Genomic DNA, 15471 nt, shown 5'->3' with positions numbered 1-15471 from the left:
TGACGACCCCGCCGACCAGGAGTGACAATGGCAATGAAAATACGTGACCTCTATCCCTTGATCACCACGGCCAAACTCGCCGCGGTCAGGGATTTTTACATCGATCATTTCGGATTTGCCGTCGCGTTCGAAGCAAGCTGGTTTCTGTATCTGGTGGGTGACGCCGACGATGGCGCGCGCGGTGCGACGCTGGCGTTCATGTCGCCCGACCATCCGTCCAACCCGCCGGGGCCGGAAATCTTCGACGGGCGCGGCATGATCGTGACGATCGAAGTCGCCGACGCGGCTGCCGCCCATGATCGACTGACCGCGTCGGGGGCGCCGATCCTCTACCCGTTGACGCAGGAACGGTGGGGACAGCTTCGGTTTATGACGCGCGATCCGGCGGGCGTCATGATCGATGTCGTCGAACAGATCGAAGCCGACGCGGGCTTCTGGCCCCAATATATGCGGGATTGAGGGGCGGTGCCTGCGGTGGCGGGTGGTGCCTCGCCTTATGGTGCCGGCTGTCAGACTCGAACTGACGACCTACCGCTTACAAGGCGGTTGCTCTACCAACTGAGCTAAGCCGGCGTGGGGCGCTCCTTGCTTCAAATTATGCCAAAGGTCCAGCCTTCGGTGCGCGCGAGCGCGGCGGTGAGGGGCGATGGCGACCACGCCGCCGCGTCCCCCGCGATCGCGCGCAGCCAGGCGGCGGTCAGCAGCGCGTCGCTGGCATGGTCGCTGATCGTGCCGGTCAGGCCCGCGGGCGGCGACCCGAGCGCGCCCAGCGCGGTGTCGAGCGCGGCGCCGTCGCGAATCTTGCTGCGCCCCGCCGCCACTCCGGCGGCGCGCGCCGCGACGCCGGTATAAATTTCGACGAGCAGCGGGCCAACGGCGGGGACCGGATCGAGCGGCCATAGCGGCAACCGCGGGTGCAGCCGGTGGAGCAGGCGCATTCCTGCCAGGCTGGCCTTGCCCACCTGCGCCGCGCCGATCAGGTTGAAATTGCTGACGCTCGCCGCCTGTTTCGTCGCGCGCTGATGCTGTTCGACGATCCTGAGCCGCCCCGTGCCGGGCGCAAACAGGTCGCCGACGTCGCCCCGTGCATGCCGGAAATGCCGCCGCGCTGCGGGGTGCGCCAGAAATCCGCCGATTTCATAATGCGGATCGGGCGCCGCCAGCCGTTCGACGAGCGCCCATAAGCCGGTAATGTCGGCGGGGCTTTCCTCCCATTCGGGAAAATAGCCGTCGCAGTCGGCAAAGGCGAAAGCCGCCGAGAAGTCGAACCCGATCAGCATGTCGGCGCGCGATGCCGCAACATCCTGCAACCACGCCAGGATTTCGGCGCGCGACCAGATATGGCCGGGCCGGTGCAGTTCGGGCGCGGTGGTGCCGCTGGCCACCGCCAGCGCAATCCCGCGCTGCCGCGGCCCGCGGGCGCCCGACCAGTCGATGGCGGCAAAGTGGGCAAAGCGGCGCATCGGCGGGCTTTAGCGCGCGCTGGCGGCTTGCACAAAGCCTCGCTCCGCCCCACATGCACCCCATGCTGATCGAAACCGAATCGACGCCCAATCCGGCGACGCTCAAATTCCTGCCCGGCCGCGCGGTGATGGAGGCGGGAACCCGCGACTTTGCCAGCCCCGAAGAGGCCGAGGCGTCGCCGCTGGCCAGCGCGCTGTTTTCGATTGGCGACGTGACCGGGGTGTTCTTCGGCCGCGATTTCGTGTCGGTCACCGCGGCGCCCGGCGTTGGCTGGAGCGACCTCAAGCCCGACGTGCTCGGCATCCTGATGGACCATTTCCTCGCGGGCGTGCCGCTGTTCAACGCCGCCAGCGCGGGTTTTGCGGTGCCGCCCGAGGATGAGGCGGGTTTTGCCGACGACCCCGCCGACGCCGACATCATCGAACAGATCAAGGAATTGATCGAGACGCGCGTCCGCCCGGCGGTCGCCAACGACGGCGGCGACATCGTCTATCGCGGCTTTGACAAGGGCAATGTGTATCTGAAGATGCAGGGCGCCTGCGCTGGCTGTCCGTCGTCGACCGCGACGCTCAAGAATGGCATCGAATCGCTCTTGAAACATTATGTTCCCGAGGTAACGGCGGTTCATGCCGTCTGACCGCCAGGGTCAGCATGTGAATTTCAGGAGATTGCCCGATGAGCGAGCCGCTATCCGACAGCGCCCTCGACCAGCTGTTTCGCACCGCGCGCACCTATAACGGCTATTACGACAAGCCGGTGTCGGAGGCGCAGCTCCGCGCGATCTGGGATCTGATGAAATTCGGGCCGACCAGCGCCAATTGCCTGCCGGCGCGGATCATCTGGTGTACGTCGGACGCGGCAAAACAAAAGCTGGCGGCGCTCGCGATGCCCGCCAATGCGACCAAGATCCTGGCTGCGCCGGTCACCGCGATCATCGGCATGGACCTGGAATTCTACGAAAATCTGCCTGAACTCTTCCCGCACGCCGACGCGCGCAGCTGGTTCGCGGGCAACGATGAGCTGGCAAAGGCAACGGCGTTCCGCAACTCCAGTCTGCAGGGCGGCTATTTCATCCTCGCGGCGCGCGCGCTCGGGCTCGACACCGGCGCGATGTCGGGTTTCAACAATGACGCGGTTGATGCGGCCTTTTTCGCCGACCAGCCCAGCGTGAAGAGCAATTTCATCACGACCCTCGGCTATGGTGATCCGGCGACGATTTTCGAGCGCAGCCCGCGCCCCGATTTCGCCCGCTTTAACCGCCTCGCCTGAGCCAGGCGTCCACCATAGCATGCGCCATCTGGTGATCGATTCGGCGAGCGAGGCCTGCTCGGTGGCGCTGCTGGCGGGCGGCGCGGTGGTCGATCATCGCCACGAAGTGATCGGGCGCGGCCATGCCGAACGGCTCGTTCCCTTGATCGCCGAACTGGCGGGCGGCGGCAAAGCCGACGTTATCGTCGTCGGCTGCGGCCCGGGCAGCTTTGCCGGGGTGCGGATCGGGGTCGCCGCGGCGCGCGCGCTCGCGCTCGGCTGGCAGGTGCCGGTCCACGGCTTTTCGACGCTTGCGCTGGTTGCCGCGAGCGCGGCCGATGCGATCGCCGCCGCGGATGGCGCGCTCGTCGTCATGGAGGGCGGGCATGGCCAATGGTTCGTCCAGCCCTTTGCCGCCGACCTGACGCCGCGCGCCGCCGTCCGCTCGCTATTGCCCGAAGACGCCGTGGCGCTCGACGACGCGCTGGTCGTCGGCAACCGTGCCGAGCCTTTTGTCGCGCGGCGTGGCAGCGGGCAGGCGCTGGCGGTGCTGCCCGACGCGCGCGCGTTCCTGCGGCTGCCGTCCGGGGCGCTGCTCGACCAGCCCAGCCCGATTTATGGCCGCGCACCCGACGCCAAGCCGATGCCAAAGTCGATAAGCGCGGCATGACGGGCGCGATCCGCCTTGCCACCGCGCGCGTTGCCGATCTGGCGGCGGTGATGCGCGTGATGGATGCCGCCTTTGCTCCGGCCTATGGCGAGGCGTGGAGCGGCGCACAGCTGCTCACCCTGTTCGCCTTGCCTTCGGCGCGGGTGTGCCTTGCATGGGATGGCGACCAGCCGTGCGGGTTCTCCGCGGCGCGCATCGCCGGCCCCGAAAGCGAGCTGTTGCTGCTCGCGGTCGATCCCGCCTGGCGCGGGCAGGGAATCGGCCGGTTGCTGATGCAGGACTGGCAGCATTGGGCCGCTGCGCAGGGCGCCGATGAGTATTTCCTTGAAATGCGCGCCGATAATGACGCGGTTCACCTGTATGCGCGCGCCGGCTTTTCGGAAGTCGGACGGCGTTCTGCTTATTATCGCGGTAATGACGGCATGATGCGCGACGCCATTACCATGCGGCGGATCGGAATTGGGACAGGCGCGGGCTGATCTGTCATTGCGGAATTGCGCCGAAAGTGGCAATAATCGGCCGGAGGGAACAAGAATTTCAATATTCGCGGGCCGCTCTTCTGGGTAAAAATAATAAGGAACAGTCTCATGTCCGACCAAGCCGATACCAACGAGATGCTGGTTACCCTGACCGCCGACATTGTCGCCGCGCACGTCAGCAACAACAGCGTCGCCATTTCCGATCTTTCGCTGTTGATCAATAATGTCCACGCCGCGTTGTCGGGACTTGGCAGCGCGCCGGTCGTCGAAGAAAAACTGGTCCCCGCGGTGTCAATCCGCACCTCGGTCAAGCCCGACTTCATCGTCTGCCTCGAGGATGGCAAGAAGCTGAAGATGCTGCGCCGCCACCTGATGACGCATTATGGCATGACCCCCGACGACTATCGCGCCAAATGGGGCCTGCCCGCCGACTATCCGATGGTCGCGCCCAACTATGCCGAAAAGCGCCGCGCGCTGGCGAAGGAAATAGGCCTTGGCACCAAGGGCCGCGGCGGCGGGCGCAAGCGCAAGGCGAAAGTCTGACGCTTTCATACCGGTCCGGCGCAGCGACGGGATGGGGCGGCGCCGCCGGGTGCCGCCCTTGTCCTATCGCGGGGCTGACCCTATACAGTAATCATAAAAAAGACGCGGCTGCATCTTGCAGGAAAGGCCAGCATGTCCGGTACCATCGATCTTGAAGCCCTGTGCCATGAAAAGGGGCTGCGCATTACCGAGCAGCGCCGCATCATCGCGCGCGTCATCTCGGATTCCGAGGATCATCCCGACGTCGAAACGCTGTACGAGCGTGCGTCAAAGGTCGACAGCGGCATTTCGATCGCGACCGTCTATCGCACCGTGCGCCTGTTTGAAGAAGCGGGCATTCTCGACCGCCATGACTTTGGCGACGGTCGCTCGCGCTACGAAGCTGCGCCCGAGGCGCATCACGATCATCTGATCGACGTCGAAACGGGTAAGGTGATCGAATTCGTCGATCCCGAACTCGAAGCGTTGCAAAAGGTCATCGCCGAACGGCTGGGCTTCCGCCTCGTCGACCATCGCATGGAGCTTTATGGTGTCGCCCTCGATCGCAAGCGCGACTAGACCCGATCGGGTTACCTGGCGCACGATCGCCCGCCTGACCCTGATGGTGCTGGCGCTGCTGTTCCTGATCGTGCCGCATCTTCTTTACCGCGCCATCGGGCGCCCTTCGCCGATGGTCATGGCGTTCCTCAACGCCGTCGGCTGGATCGCCGGGCTGCGCATCCGCACCACCGGCACCCGGCTGCGCCGCGACGTGCTGTTCGTCTCGAACCATGTCAGCTGGCTCGACATCCTCGCATTGGGCGGCGCGGCGCGATCGGCCTTTGTGTCGAAGGCCGAGGTCGGCACGACCCCGCTCGTCGGCTGGCTCGCCGACCAGAACGCCACCATCTATGTCCAGCGCGAAGCCAGGCGCGACATCCACAGCCAGGCGAACAGCCTGCGCGAGGCGCTCGCCCGCGGCTGCCCGGTGACCTTGTTTCCGGAGGGGACGACCGGCCCCGGCGACGGGCTGCTGCCATTCCGCGCTTCCCTGTTCCAGGCGGTCATTCCGACCCCGCCCAATTTGCAGGTCCAGCCGGTGTTCCTCGACTATGGCCCAGGGGCGGGCGACATCGCCTGGCTCGACCCCGAATCGGGGCTGGGCAATTTCAAGCGGCTGCTCGCGCGCAAACGCCCCATCCCGCTGACCATCCATTATCTCGACCCGCTGCCCGACGCAGCCGAGCACGACCGCAAGGCGATCAACGAGGCAGCACGCGGCGCGATTGCCGCCAAAATCGTGGCGGCTTCCGCCGCGCCGCGGCATCGCCTATAGCGCGCCGATGACATCCGACTCCCCCAAGACCGCCAAAACCTTCCACGTCAAATCCTTCGGCTGCCAGATGAACGTCTATGACGGCGAGCGCATGGCCGAGATGCTGGGCGCCGAAGGCTATGTCGCCGCCGCCGACGGCGCCGACGCCGACCTTGTCGTGCTCAACACCTGCCACATCCGCGAAAAGGCGGCCGAGAAGGTCTATTCGGACATCGGTCGGTTGAAACGCGCCGACGGCAGCCGTCCGACGATCGCGGTCGCGGGCTGCGTCGCGCAGGCCGAGGGCGCCGAAATCGCGCGCCGCGCCCCAACCGTCGATGTCGTCGTCGGCCCGCAGGCGTATCACCGCTTGCCCGACCTGATCGCGCGCGCCGCGCGCGGCGAGAAAGCGGTCGATCTCGACATGCCGGCGATGAGCAAGTTCGGGGCGCTGCCGGGCCGCGCCGCCGGCCAGCGCCCGACCGCCTTCCTGACCGTGCAAGAAGGCTGCGACAAATTCTGCACCTATTGCGTTGTTCCCTATACCCGCGGCGCCGAAATCAGCCGACCTTTCGTGGACCTGATCGCCGAGGCGCGCGCGCTCGTCGCGGGCGGTGCGCGCGAGATCATTTTGCTCGGCCAGAACGTCAACGCGTGGGACGGCGAAGACGACAAGGGCAGGGTGATCGGCCTCGACGGTCTGATCCGCGAACTGGCGCGCGAGGACGGGCTGGAGCGCATTCGCTACACCACCAGCCACCCCAACGACATGACCGACGGGCTGATCGCCGCGCATGGCGAGGTCGACAAGCTGATGCCCTTCCTCCATCTGCCGGTGCAAGCGGGCAGCGACCGCATCCTCGCCGCGATGAACCGCAGCCACAGCAGCGAGAGTTATTTGCGCGTCATCGAACGCGTCCGCGCGGTGCGTCCCGACATCGCGATCTCGGGCGACTTCATCGTCGGTTTCCCCGGCGAGAGCGAGGCAGATTTCCAGGCGACGCTCGATCTGATCCACCAGACGCGCTACGCCATGGCGTACAGCTTCAAATATTCGCGCCGCCCCGGCACTCCCGCTGCGACGATGGCCGACCAGATTTCGGAGGAGGTGATGAACGACCGCCTCCAACGCCTGCAGGCGCTGCTCAACGACCAGCAACAGGCGTTCAACGCGGCATCGGTCGGCAGCACGACGCGGCTGCTCCTCGAACGCAAGGGCAAGCTCGAAGGCCAGCTGATCGGCAAGACGCCGTGGCTCCAGTCGGCGCATGTCATCGCCCCCGGCCTCGCGATCGGCGACATGGTCGATGTGCGGATCGTGTCGGCCGGGGCCAACAGCGTGGCCGCCGAGCCGTTGATGGAAGAAGTCGCCTAGTGCGCTTGGCGGAAGCTGTCTCCACGAAGACACACTCCGTCTCCTTCCGTCGAATGCCGAAACTATCGGTGATGGACTCCCGCCTGCGCGCGAGTACACAGGATGAACCCTAGCCTAGGAGACTTGCCCACGTGTCCAAACGCCCGCTGACCGCCCCCGCTCCCGCCGAACCCGGCGACCGTGTCCGATTGACCGCGGAATTTGAGCGAACGCAGCTGTTGGGCATTTTGTTCGGCGAGTTCGACCGCAATCTGGTCGGCATCGAAAACCGGCTGGGCGTCTATATTTCGGCGCGCGGCAACCGTGTGCAGATCGAGGGCGAGGCCGAAGCTGCGGCGCGCGCGCGCGACGTGCTGATCGACCTCTATAACCGCATCGAGCAGGGGCAGGAGGTCGATGCCGGCATGGTCGACGGCGTCATTGCGATGTCGGCGCAGCCGACGCTCGACGGCATCATCCGCCACGACAAGGATGAAGCGCCGCCGATCATGATCCGCACGCGCAAAAAGACGATCGTCCCGCGCGCCCCGTCGCAGGTGCCCTATATGAAGGCGCTGGCGCGCGACGATGTGATCTTCGCGCTCGGCCCCGCGGGCACCGGCAAGACCTATCTCGCGGTGGCGCAGGCGGTCGCGCAGCTGATCACCGGCAGCGTCCAGCGCCTGATCCTGTCGCGCCCCGCGGTCGAGGCGGGCGAAAAGCTCGGCTTCCTGCCCGGCGACATGAAGGAAAAGGTCGATCCCTATCTGCGCCCGCTCTACGACGCGCTCCACGATTGCCTACCCGCCGAGCAGGTCGAGCGCCGTATTGCATCGGGTGAGATCGAGATCGCGCCGCTCGCCTTCATGCGCGGGCGTACGCTGGCCGACGCCTTCATCATCCTCGACGAGGCGCAGAATACGACAATCCCGCAGATGAAGATGTTCCTGACCCGCTTTGGCATGAACAGCCGCATGGTGATCTGCGGCGACCCCAAGCAGGTCGACCTGCCGATCCCGGCGTCATCGGGTCTGGCCGACGCGGTCGGACGGCTCGAGGGGCTTGAGGGGATCAACGTCAGCTATTTCACCAGCGCCGACGTCGTCCGCCACCCGATCGTCGGGCGCATCGTCGATGCCTATGAGGGGCCGGGGGCCTAGCGAGCGTTTAATGAACCGCAGCTTACAACTGGGTTCAGGCTGGCTCTACCGGGAACATGAGATAGGTTTCTCAACGCTAGGTTTTTGGCGTTGAGGGGAGGATATCATGCGGAACTCTGTTGCTGTGCTGATCGCCGTCGTCGCTCTGGTGCCGGCCGCCCATGCTACCGAAATGAATCAGGAAAAAATGGACAAGGTCATGGCCGAAGCGAACAAGGAGCGCGACCGCCAAGCAAAAGAACGCCAGAACGAACAGCTTCGTGACAAGTCCCACGACTATCGGCTGATGGTTGGTAGAGACACGTCGGTGGGCTTCACGCGCAACGGCGTGAGTGTTCTGCGGACCACCCCATAAGCATAGGGAGCGACGCTCCCTTCTTATAGGCAGCGGCAATCAACCCGCCTTGCGCCCGAACACCCGCCGCACCCCAAAGCCCGAGGGTTGCGGCGACGGCGCGCTCGGTTGCGGGTTCCGCGCGCGAACCTCGAAACGGCCGCCGATCCCTTCGGCCAGCGCGCGCTTCGCCTGCCATTCGTCCAGCAGTTCCTGCCGCTTGCCCGGCGCGGGGGGCATCAGGTCGGCGGGCGGCGATCGGTCGTCGAAGGCGCGCTCGCGCGGGACATAATCGTCCGACTGGAATCCATATTCGCGGTGCAGCAGCGGTTCGAGCTCATAGAGCGCGACATCGTCATCGCGCGCCGCGATATGGCGGACCCGGTACGACAGGCTGCCGTCCTCGGGACCAAAGGTGTCGCCGTCGGGAATGACATAGCCGTTCTGCGTCGTGGCGACGCGCAGAAAGGCCAGGATCGTCTCGAAATTCGCCGACCAGGGCAGCTCACTCGGCTCGATGCGGATTTCGCGGTCGATGAAATGGCCGGCGCCAAAGGTGCGGATACCGGCGAGCGCCTTGCCGTTCGCCGCGGTGCCACTGCCATAGAGATAGGGATGGATATGCAGCGGCCCGGGGACCGACCCCGTGGCGAGCGCGTCGAACATCTCGCCGGGGAACAGCTGGTTGCTCTGCGTCCAATGGACGACGCTCGCCGGGGCATCGTCCTGCGCCAGCCGCGAGAGCAGGGTGCAAACCTCGATGCGGCGCAGGAACTGCGCCAGCGTCGTGCCCGGGCGGACATAGCCGATCTGGTCGAGCATCTTGTCGATCTCGGGCGTCGAACTCAGCGCGCCGTGCGACACGTTGATCAGGATGTGCGATGTGTGGCGCATCAGCCGGTTCGCCATGTCGGGACAATAGATGCGCGTGATCGCCGATTCGACCGGCTGGCGGAAAACGTCAGGGTTCGCTGGCGCCGCGACATATTCCAGCGTCACCATGACCTCGCCGCCGCCGAACAGGCGATAGAAGACGCCCGGCTTCGCCTCGACCAGATTATAGCCGACGCCGGTGCGCGCGGTCTCGATGTTCACGAACCCGCGCATCACGGCTTCGAGATGATGGACGGGCGCGTCGAACAGCAGCGCCGACTGGATTTCATGAGGAAACGGCATGGCAAGCTCGCGGTCGGTGATCGATGCGCGCTTGTCGCACAATCGGTTTGCGCTTTGGTTAATCGCAGGTCCGCCGCCATCGGCCATCGGAGTCGCATCGGCCTTTATTATCGCAAACGATTCTTAATAGCATAAAGCTTGACCCTGAAAAGGCGCCGCTCTAATGCGCCGCTATTGCGAGTCAGTCGCAATCAATCAGGGGAAGAAGCTTGACCAACCATCGTTTGCCGTCCGCCAACCGTCTCGCCGTCGGCACCGCGCTGGGCCTTGCGCTCGCCGCCGTCGCGCCGCCGGTTTTTGCGCAGGACAATGACGGTGATTATTGGGCGGCGCGCAAGAATCAGATCGTCGTCACCGCGACGCGCACCGCGGTGAAGGCGGAGGATATTCCGGTCACCGTGACCGTCAAAAGCGACGAGCAGATCGCCGACGAACTGGTCACCGACATCCGCGACCTCGTCCGTTTCGAACCCGGGGTCAGCGTCCAGCGCCAGCCCGCGCGCTTCGGCGCCGCGCTCGGCGCGACGGGCCGCGCTGGCAACGACAGCTTCAATATCCGCGGCATCGGCGGCAACCGCGTGCTGATCCAGGTCGACGGCGTCCGCGTTCCCGACGGCTTCAGCTTCGGCGCCCAGGCGTCGGGGCGCGGCGATTATGTCGATCTCGGCCTCGTCAAATCGGTCGAAATCCTGCGCGGCCCCTCATCGGCGCTCTACGGCAGCGACGGGCTGGCGGGCGCGGTCAGCTTCATCACCTCCGACCCGGCGGACTTCCTCGAAGAGGGCAAGGCGATCGGCGGTCTGCTCCGCGCCGGATATAGCAGCGCCGACCAAGAGTTCAGCGAAACCGCGATCCTTGCAGGGCGCAGCGGCGACTGGTCGGTCATGGCGGCCTACACCCGCCGCGATTATCAGGAATTGGAGAACCAGGGCAGCCTCGGCACCGCAGGCGGCATCGGCGCGGCGCGCACGCTCGCCAACCCGCAGGACGGCCGCTCGGACGCGGCGCTGGCGCGCATCGTTTACGACCCCGCGAACGGCCACAAGCTGCGGCTGACCGGCGAATATCTCGACACCCGCCTTTACACCAACGGCCTGTCGGGGCGCAGCGCGTCGGTCGACCGCCTCGAAGGTTTCGACACCGGGGAACGCAAGCGCGTGTCGCTCGACTGGAGCTGGGAAGGTGAGGGGGTGATCGATTTCGCCCGCGTTGCGCTCTACTGGCAGGACGGCGAGGACCGCCAATATACCGAGGAAGACCGTACCCCGCTCGCCGACCGCACCCGGCTCAACACCTTTGAGAACCGCGTCTTCGGCGCCTCGGCCGACGCGCGCGCCGATTTCACGACCGGCGCGATCACCCACCGCCTCGTCTTCGGCGGCGACATCAGCCAGACCCGCCAGCGCGGCCTGCGCGGCGGCACCGTGCCGCCCACGGGCGAAACCTATCCGACGCGCGCCTTCCCCAGCACCGATTTCACCCGCGCCGGGCTGTTCGTCGGCGACGAGATCGCGATCGCCGACGGCCGGCTGCTGCTCTACCCGGCGCTGCGCTTCGACTGGTATGACCTGTCGCCCGACAATGACCCGCTGCTGCCCACCTTCCGCGGCGCCAAGCAGGACGGCTCGCGCGTTTCGCCCAAATTCGGCGCGGTGTGGAAGCTCACCGATCAGGTGCGGCTGTTCGCCAATTATGCGACTGGATTCAAGGCGCCCGAACCGGGGCAGGTCAATCAGTTCTTCGAAAATCTGACCTCGCCTTTCTCGGCGTACCGGACGCTCCCCAACCCCGACCTCGGGCCCGAGCGCAGCGAAAGTTTCGAGGGCGGCGCGCGCTTTTCCAGCGACGCGGTCAGCCTCGATGTCACCGCCTTTTCGGCGCGGTACAAGGATTTCATCAGCCAGGAACAGGTCGGCGGCGTCGGGACGATCGCCAACCCCATCCTCTTTCAATTCGTCAATCTCGATCGCGTCCGGGTCAAAGGGGCCGAGGCGCGGTTCGAGGGGCGAGCGTCGTCCGGCCTGTATGCGACGCTCGCCCTATCCTATGCCAAGGGTGACATCATCGACCCCGACGGCGTTCGCTCGCCGCTGTCGTCGATCGATCCGCTCAAGCTGGTCGCCGGGGTCGGCTATCGCGAGGCTGGGGGGCGCTTCGGCGGCCAGCTCATCATGACGCATGCCGCACGCAAGGAAGCCTCGCGCACCACCGGCCTGTGCACCCCGACCTGCTTCCGCCCCGACGGCTTCACCATCCTCGACGCGACAGCCTTTGCGCGCATCACCGACGGGCTGACGCTGCGCGCCGGGGTCTTCAACCTCCTCGACAAAAAATACAGCTGGTGGAGCGACGTGCGCGGCCTCGCGATGGGGGGCACCGCCGCGGCGCCCGCCGTTCCGGCCAGCGCCGACGCCTATACCCAGCCCGGCCGCAACGCGAGCGTATCGCTCAGCTTCCGTTTCTGATCCGCAACGAAGGACTGCACCCCATGAGGAATATCCGCCATCTCGCCGCCGCGCTGCTGCTCGCCGCCGCGCTCCCCACGGCTGCTTCTGCTCATCCGCCGATCGCCGCCGACGCCGCTGCGGCCAGTTTCGAGCAGGACCGCGCCGACATCCTCGCGATGGCGGGCAACTACCGCGTCAGCTTCAACATGCAGGAATCGACGCGCTGGGATCCGGCCTACGAAGTGCTCGAACCCAAACGCTCGGGCGGCAACGAGGTCGTCCGTGTGATCGAGGATACCGGCCGCAAGATCGTCCTCCAGCATATGCTCGTCATCACCGGTGACGACGACAAGAGCATGATCATCAAGCATTGGCGGCAGGACTGGGAATATGAGCCCGCAAAACTGCTCGTCTATTCGGATCGCAACAGCTGGACGTGGGAAGATGTGCCCGAACGCATGCGCACCGGCCGCTGGTCGCAGACGGTATGGCAGGTCGACGATTCGCCGCGTTACGGCGGCTGGGGCCAGTTCGAAACGCAGGGCGGCGTCCGCCGCTGGCGCTCGAACTGGACGTGGCGCCCGCTCGCGCGCCGCGACGCTGTGCGGGGTCCCGTCTATGACCGCTACCTGTCGATCAACCGCCACCAGCCCAGCCCCGACGGCTGGATCCACTGGCAGGACAACACCAAAATGGGGACAAAGGACGGCCAGCTGGTCCCGATCGTCCAGGAATATGTCCTCAACACCTATATCAAATATGACCAATATGACGTGAAGGCGGCCGACGATTATTGGGCCGCGACCAAGGAGTATTGGGCCGCAGTGCGTGCCGAATGGGACCGCGTCTCTGCGACCAAGGGCGGTATCGCGATCAACGAGGAAGCACAGACCGGCACCGTGATCAGCGGCCGCCTGCTCGAAATCGCCGACGAGGTTCAGGACCAGAAACTGACCACCGCCAAAGCCATCGCCGAGGCGAAAAAGCTGATCGAGGCCAACACGCGCAAGCTGTGACGGCCCACGATCCTCCCCGGCACGGGGAGGGGGACCACCGAAGGTCGTGGAGGGGCAGGTGCGTCATCGCGCTTCGCTGCTTTGGCAGGAAACACCTCCTGTGCTCCACCACCATGCTGCGAGTTCGGGGTTGGATTGCCCCCGGCAATCCAAGTCCGGTCCGGGGGACCGGACGACCCCGAACTGTCCCCCTCCCCCGTCGGGGGAGGATCGCGACTATTTCGACCGTGCCCCGTCGACGCTCCATATGCCCGCCCCGCGCGTCGCGATGAACAGGAAGAGGAAGCAGTACAGCGCGATCGTCTCGCCGCCGTTGACGATCGGGAAGGGGCTTTGCATTCCGTGCGCGACCCAGTAACCGACCGCCGACATACCGCTGGCGATGAAGGCCGCGGGGCGGGTGAACAGCCCGATGACGATCAGCCCGCCCGCGATCAGCTCGATCGCGCCCGCGGCTTGTAGCATCGGGTTCAGCGGATAGGGAAAGGCGACCGGGAAATTGAAGAATTTCTGCACCCCATGCGCCAGGAACAACAGACCCGCGACGATGCGTAGCAACGCATAGGCCTGTTCGCCGAAACCATCGAGAAACTTCATGACTGACCCCCTCCTCATCATTGTCGAGGCAGACAGGCTACCGGATTTTTGCGCCCGTGCGAAATTTTTTTGCGCGCCATGTCACACCCGTCGATCCTGTCTCGTCAAGTCGGTACAAACCAACCAAAGGAGACAGACCATGACCATCGTAACCGACCCCTTCGCCGCCGCGCCGCAGCTGATGAAGCAGTGGATGGGCCTGTCGCTCGCGGTGCAGGACAGCCTGGAAAAAAGCCTGATCGAGCTGGTCAAGATCCGTGCGTCGATCCTCAACGGCTGCGCCAATTGCATCAATATGCACAGCATCGACGCCCGCGCGCACGGCGAAACCGAACAGCGCCTCTATCTGCTCGCCGCCTGGCACGAAGCGCCCGTCTATACGCCGCGCGAACGCGCCGCGCTGGCGTGGACCGATGCCTTGACCCGCCTGTCCGAAGGTCGCACACGGCAAGCCGCCAAGGAAGGGCTCGAAGCGCATTTCACCCCGGAGGAACAGGTGAACCTTACCCTGATGATCAACATCATCAACGGCTGGAACCGCCTCGCGGTCGGTTTCGACCTTTGGTACGACGTTCCGGCGGCCAAGGCGGCCTGATGACCCGGCCGGGTTCCCATGACGCGGCGGACGCAGCGGTCGGTTTCGACCCGCTGCGTCCGCTGCTCACCCGCGTTGCCTACCGCATGCTCGGCTCGGTCGCCGACGCCGAGGATGTGGTGCAGGATGCCTTCATCCGCTGGCTCGGTACCGACCGCGCCGCGGTGCGCGAGCCCGCGGCGTTCCTCCGCCGCACGGTGACCCGGCTCTGCCTCGACCAGATCAAATCGGCGCGCCGCAGCCGCGAAACCTATGTCGGCCCCTGGCTCCCCGAACCGCTGGTCGAGGAGGAAGAGGAGGACGACGTCACCCTGCCGCTGATGCTCGCGCTCGAACGCCTGTCGCCGCTCGAACGCGCCGCCTTCCTGCTCCACGACGTCTTTGGCGTCGAATTCGACGAGGTCGCGAAGACGATCGACCGCGATCCTGCCGCGACGCGCCAGCTTGCGGCGCGCGCCCGCACCCATGTCCGCGACGCGCGCCCGCGCTACAAGCTGGAAAAGGAGCAGGGGCTCCAGATCGCCAACGCCTTCTTCGCCGCTTCGCGCAGCGGCGATATGGCCGCGCTCGGCGCGCTGCTAGCAGCCGACGTCGGCCTGTGGTCCGACGGCGGCGGCAAGCGTCCGGCGGTGACGGAGCCGGTGTTCGGTTACGATATCGTGCTCAAGCTGCACCGCAGCCTGGCGGTCCTGTTCGGCAAATATGGCTCGACGCTGGTCCACGCCGGGACGATCAACGGCCTGCCGGGTTTCGTCACCCGCGAGGCCGACGGCAAGCTGCAAACCACCGCGCTCGAAATCGTCGACGGCAAGGTCGCGGCGATTTACGTGATGCGCAATCCCGACAAGCTGCGGCACGTCCACTGACCGCGCGCCGCGCATCGCCGGGCGGCGACCACGTCCGCGAACAACGCCGCTTGTTTTCGCCCCGACACGCTGTTAGAGGCGCGCCTCGTTGCCGCTTTAGCTCAGTTGGTAGAGCACATCATTCGTAATGATGGGGTCACAGGTTCGAGTCCTGAAGCGGCACCAGTCCCCGTCCCGATAAGTGGCGGAAAACCTTCAAAAAATCACTCTGATGTGCTATACGCAAGA

At 65.7% G+C, this 15471-nt stretch carries 18 protein-coding genes and 2 tRNA genes; 16 read left to right on the top strand and 4 right to left on the bottom strand.

The features are described from left to right. Window positions 1–33: 33 nt before the first annotated feature. Window positions 34–459 carry a VOC family protein gene (locus ACTIFP_RS12240; RefSeq protein WP_439568983.1) on the top strand — a complete coding sequence of 142 codons (426 nt, stop codon included), beginning with the start codon at window positions 34–36 and terminating at the stop codon, window positions 457–459. 38 nt (window positions 460–497) lie between these two features. Here the strand turns inward: ACTIFP_RS12240 and ACTIFP_RS12235 are convergent. Both ACTIFP_RS12235 and ACTIFP_RS12230 read right to left on the bottom strand, forming a co-directional pair. After that, a tRNA-Thr gene (locus ACTIFP_RS12235) sits at window positions 498–573 on the bottom strand. Window positions 574–590: 17 nt separating this feature from the next. After that, entirely contained in the window at window positions 591–1463 is an 873-nt protein-coding gene (locus ACTIFP_RS12230; RefSeq protein WP_439568982.1) for a hypothetical protein, read from the bottom strand. 62 nt (window positions 1464–1525) lie between these two features. Between ACTIFP_RS12230 and ACTIFP_RS12225 the strand changes: the two genes are divergently transcribed. The 10 genes from ACTIFP_RS12225 (at window position 1526) to ACTIFP_RS12180 (ending at window position 8567) form a co-directional block, all read left to right on the top strand. Beyond that, window positions 1526–2101 carry a NifU family protein gene (locus ACTIFP_RS12225; RefSeq protein ID WP_439568981.1) on the top strand — a complete coding sequence of 192 codons (576 nt, stop codon included), beginning with the start codon at window positions 1526–1528 and terminating at the stop codon, window positions 2099–2101. 38 nt (window positions 2102–2139) lie between these two features. Beyond that, the gene (locus ACTIFP_RS12220) at window positions 2140–2733 is read left to right on the top strand and encodes a malonic semialdehyde reductase (RefSeq protein WP_439568980.1); all 594 of its coding nucleotides are present in this window, start codon (window positions 2140–2142) and stop codon (window positions 2731–2733) included. Between the two features lie 19 nt (window positions 2734–2752). Further along, on the top strand, window positions 2753–3382 hold the full coding sequence (gene tsaB / locus ACTIFP_RS12215) for a tRNA (adenosine(37)-N6)-threonylcarbamoyltransferase complex dimerization subunit type 1 TsaB (RefSeq protein ID WP_439568979.1): 630 nt from the start codon (window positions 2753–2755) through the stop codon (window positions 3380–3382). After that, window positions 3379–3861, top strand: coding sequence for a GNAT family N-acetyltransferase (locus ACTIFP_RS12210; protein WP_439568978.1), 483 nt, complete (start codon window positions 3379–3381; stop codon window positions 3859–3861). Before tsaB ends, ACTIFP_RS12210 begins: the two co-directional genes overlap by 4 nt. Window positions 3862–3969: 108 nt before the next feature. Further along, entirely contained in the window at window positions 3970–4404 is a 435-nt protein-coding gene (locus tag ACTIFP_RS12205) for a MucR family transcriptional regulator (RefSeq protein WP_439568977.1), read from the top strand. 132 nt (window positions 4405–4536) lie between these two features. Beyond that, window positions 4537–4962: a Fur family transcriptional regulator gene (locus ACTIFP_RS12200; protein WP_077147848.1), complete on the top strand. Its 426-nt coding sequence runs from the start codon at window positions 4537–4539 to the stop codon at window positions 4960–4962. Further along, window positions 4934–5719, top strand: coding sequence for a lysophospholipid acyltransferase family protein (locus ACTIFP_RS12195; RefSeq protein WP_439568976.1), 786 nt, complete (start codon window positions 4934–4936; stop codon window positions 5717–5719). Before ACTIFP_RS12200 ends, ACTIFP_RS12195 begins: the two co-directional genes overlap by 29 nt. A gap of 7 nt (window positions 5720–5726) precedes the next feature. Further along, entirely contained in the window at window positions 5727–7073 is a 1347-nt protein-coding gene (gene miaB, locus ACTIFP_RS12190) for a tRNA (N6-isopentenyl adenosine(37)-C2)-methylthiotransferase MiaB (protein ID WP_439568975.1), read from the top strand. Between the two features lie 131 nt (window positions 7074–7204). Then, a complete protein-coding gene (locus tag ACTIFP_RS12185; protein WP_439568974.1) occupies window positions 7205–8212 on the top strand; it encodes a PhoH family protein in 1008 nt (335 codons plus the stop codon). Between the two features lie 106 nt (window positions 8213–8318). After that, on the top strand, window positions 8319–8567 hold the full coding sequence (locus tag ACTIFP_RS12180) for a hypothetical protein (protein ID WP_439568973.1): 249 nt from the start codon (window positions 8319–8321) through the stop codon (window positions 8565–8567). 39 nt (window positions 8568–8606) lie between these two features. On the opposite strand, the gene ACTIFP_RS12175 is transcribed toward ACTIFP_RS12180, so the two are convergent. Then, window positions 8607–9722 carry a hypothetical protein gene (locus ACTIFP_RS12175; RefSeq protein WP_439568972.1) on the bottom strand — a complete coding sequence of 372 codons (1116 nt, stop codon included), beginning with the start codon at window positions 9720–9722 and terminating at the stop codon, window positions 8607–8609. A 209-nt stretch (window positions 9723–9931) separates the two neighbouring features. Between ACTIFP_RS12175 and ACTIFP_RS12170 the strand changes: the two genes are divergently transcribed. Together ACTIFP_RS12170 and ACTIFP_RS12165 are read left to right on the top strand one after the other, a co-directional pair. Further along, a complete protein-coding gene (locus ACTIFP_RS12170) occupies window positions 9932–12187 on the top strand; it encodes a TonB-dependent hemoglobin/transferrin/lactoferrin family receptor (RefSeq protein ID WP_439568971.1) in 2256 nt (751 codons plus the stop codon). Window positions 12188–12210: 23 nt separating this feature from the next. Continuing rightward, a complete protein-coding gene (locus tag ACTIFP_RS12165; RefSeq protein WP_439568970.1) occupies window positions 12211–13185 on the top strand; it encodes a DUF6607 family protein in 975 nt (324 codons plus the stop codon). Window positions 13186–13401: 216 nt separating this feature from the next. Here the strand turns inward: ACTIFP_RS12165 and ACTIFP_RS12160 are convergent, their stop codons facing one another. Further along, window positions 13402–13782: a DoxX family protein gene (locus ACTIFP_RS12160; protein WP_439568969.1), complete on the bottom strand. Its 381-nt coding sequence runs from the start codon at window positions 13780–13782 to the stop codon at window positions 13402–13404. Between the two features lie 139 nt (window positions 13783–13921). Between ACTIFP_RS12160 and ACTIFP_RS12155 the strand changes: the two genes are divergently transcribed. The 3 genes from ACTIFP_RS12155 to ACTIFP_RS12145 all read left to right on the top strand — a co-directional run bounded on the left by ACTIFP_RS12155 (window position 13922) and on the right by ACTIFP_RS12145 (window position 15408). After that, window positions 13922–14377 carry a carboxymuconolactone decarboxylase family protein gene (locus ACTIFP_RS12155; RefSeq protein WP_439568968.1) on the top strand — a complete coding sequence of 152 codons (456 nt, stop codon included), beginning with the start codon at window positions 13922–13924 and terminating at the stop codon, window positions 14375–14377. After that, entirely contained in the window at window positions 14377–15243 is an 867-nt protein-coding gene (locus tag ACTIFP_RS12150) for a sigma-70 family RNA polymerase sigma factor (protein ID WP_439568967.1), read from the top strand. The genes ACTIFP_RS12155 and ACTIFP_RS12150 overlap by 1 nt, the downstream gene beginning before the upstream one ends. A gap of 90 nt (window positions 15244–15333) precedes the next feature. Next, window positions 15334–15408: transfer RNA gene (locus ACTIFP_RS12145), tRNA-Thr, on the top strand. Window positions 15409–15471 lie beyond the last annotated feature (63 nt).

This window comes from Sphingopyxis sp., from assembly GCF_051861155.1.
Lineage (GTDB): Bacteria > Pseudomonadota > Alphaproteobacteria > Sphingomonadales > Sphingomonadaceae > Sphingopyxis.
The sequence above is the reverse complement of the archived record's forward strand: the minus strand, read 5'-3'. Positions and strand labels throughout refer to the sequence as shown.

Coding starts and splice junctions, on each gene's coding strand:
- ACTIFP_RS12180 (WP_439568973.1), top strand. CDS start 8,319: ATGCGGAACTCTGTTGCTGTGCTGATCGCCGTCGTCGCTCTGGTGCCG.
- ACTIFP_RS12150 (WP_439568967.1), top strand. CDS start 14,377: ATGACCCGGCCGGGTTCCCATGACGCGGCGGACGCAGCGGTCGGTTTC.
- ACTIFP_RS12175 (WP_439568972.1), bottom strand. CDS start 9,722: ATGCCGTTTCCTCATGAAATCCAGTCGGCGCTGCTGTTCGACGCGCCC.
- ACTIFP_RS12165 (WP_439568970.1), top strand. CDS start 12,211: ATGAGGAATATCCGCCATCTCGCCGCCGCGCTGCTGCTCGCCGCCGCG.
- ACTIFP_RS12240 (WP_439568983.1), top strand. CDS start 34: ATGAAAATACGTGACCTCTATCCCTTGATCACCACGGCCAAACTCGCC.
- ACTIFP_RS12210 (WP_439568978.1), top strand. CDS start 3,379: ATGACGGGCGCGATCCGCCTTGCCACCGCGCGCGTTGCCGATCTGGCG.
- ACTIFP_RS12205 (WP_439568977.1), top strand. CDS start 3,970: ATGTCCGACCAAGCCGATACCAACGAGATGCTGGTTACCCTGACCGCC.
- ACTIFP_RS12200 (WP_077147848.1), top strand. CDS start 4,537: ATGTCCGGTACCATCGATCTTGAAGCCCTGTGCCATGAAAAGGGGCTG.
- ACTIFP_RS12160 (WP_439568969.1), bottom strand. CDS start 13,782: ATGAAGTTTCTCGATGGTTTCGGCGAACAGGCCTATGCGTTGCTACGC.
- ACTIFP_RS12225 (WP_439568981.1), top strand. CDS start 1,526: ATGCTGATCGAAACCGAATCGACGCCCAATCCGGCGACGCTCAAATTC.
- miaB (WP_439568975.1), top strand. CDS start 5,727: ATGACATCCGACTCCCCCAAGACCGCCAAAACCTTCCACGTCAAATCC.
- ACTIFP_RS12230 (WP_439568982.1), bottom strand. CDS start 1,463: ATGCGCCGCTTTGCCCACTTTGCCGCCATCGACTGGTCGGGCGCCCGC.
- tsaB (WP_439568979.1), top strand. CDS start 2,753: ATGCGCCATCTGGTGATCGATTCGGCGAGCGAGGCCTGCTCGGTGGCG.
- ACTIFP_RS12220 (WP_439568980.1), top strand. CDS start 2,140: ATGAGCGAGCCGCTATCCGACAGCGCCCTCGACCAGCTGTTTCGCACC.
- ACTIFP_RS12155 (WP_439568968.1), top strand. CDS start 13,922: ATGACCATCGTAACCGACCCCTTCGCCGCCGCGCCGCAGCTGATGAAG.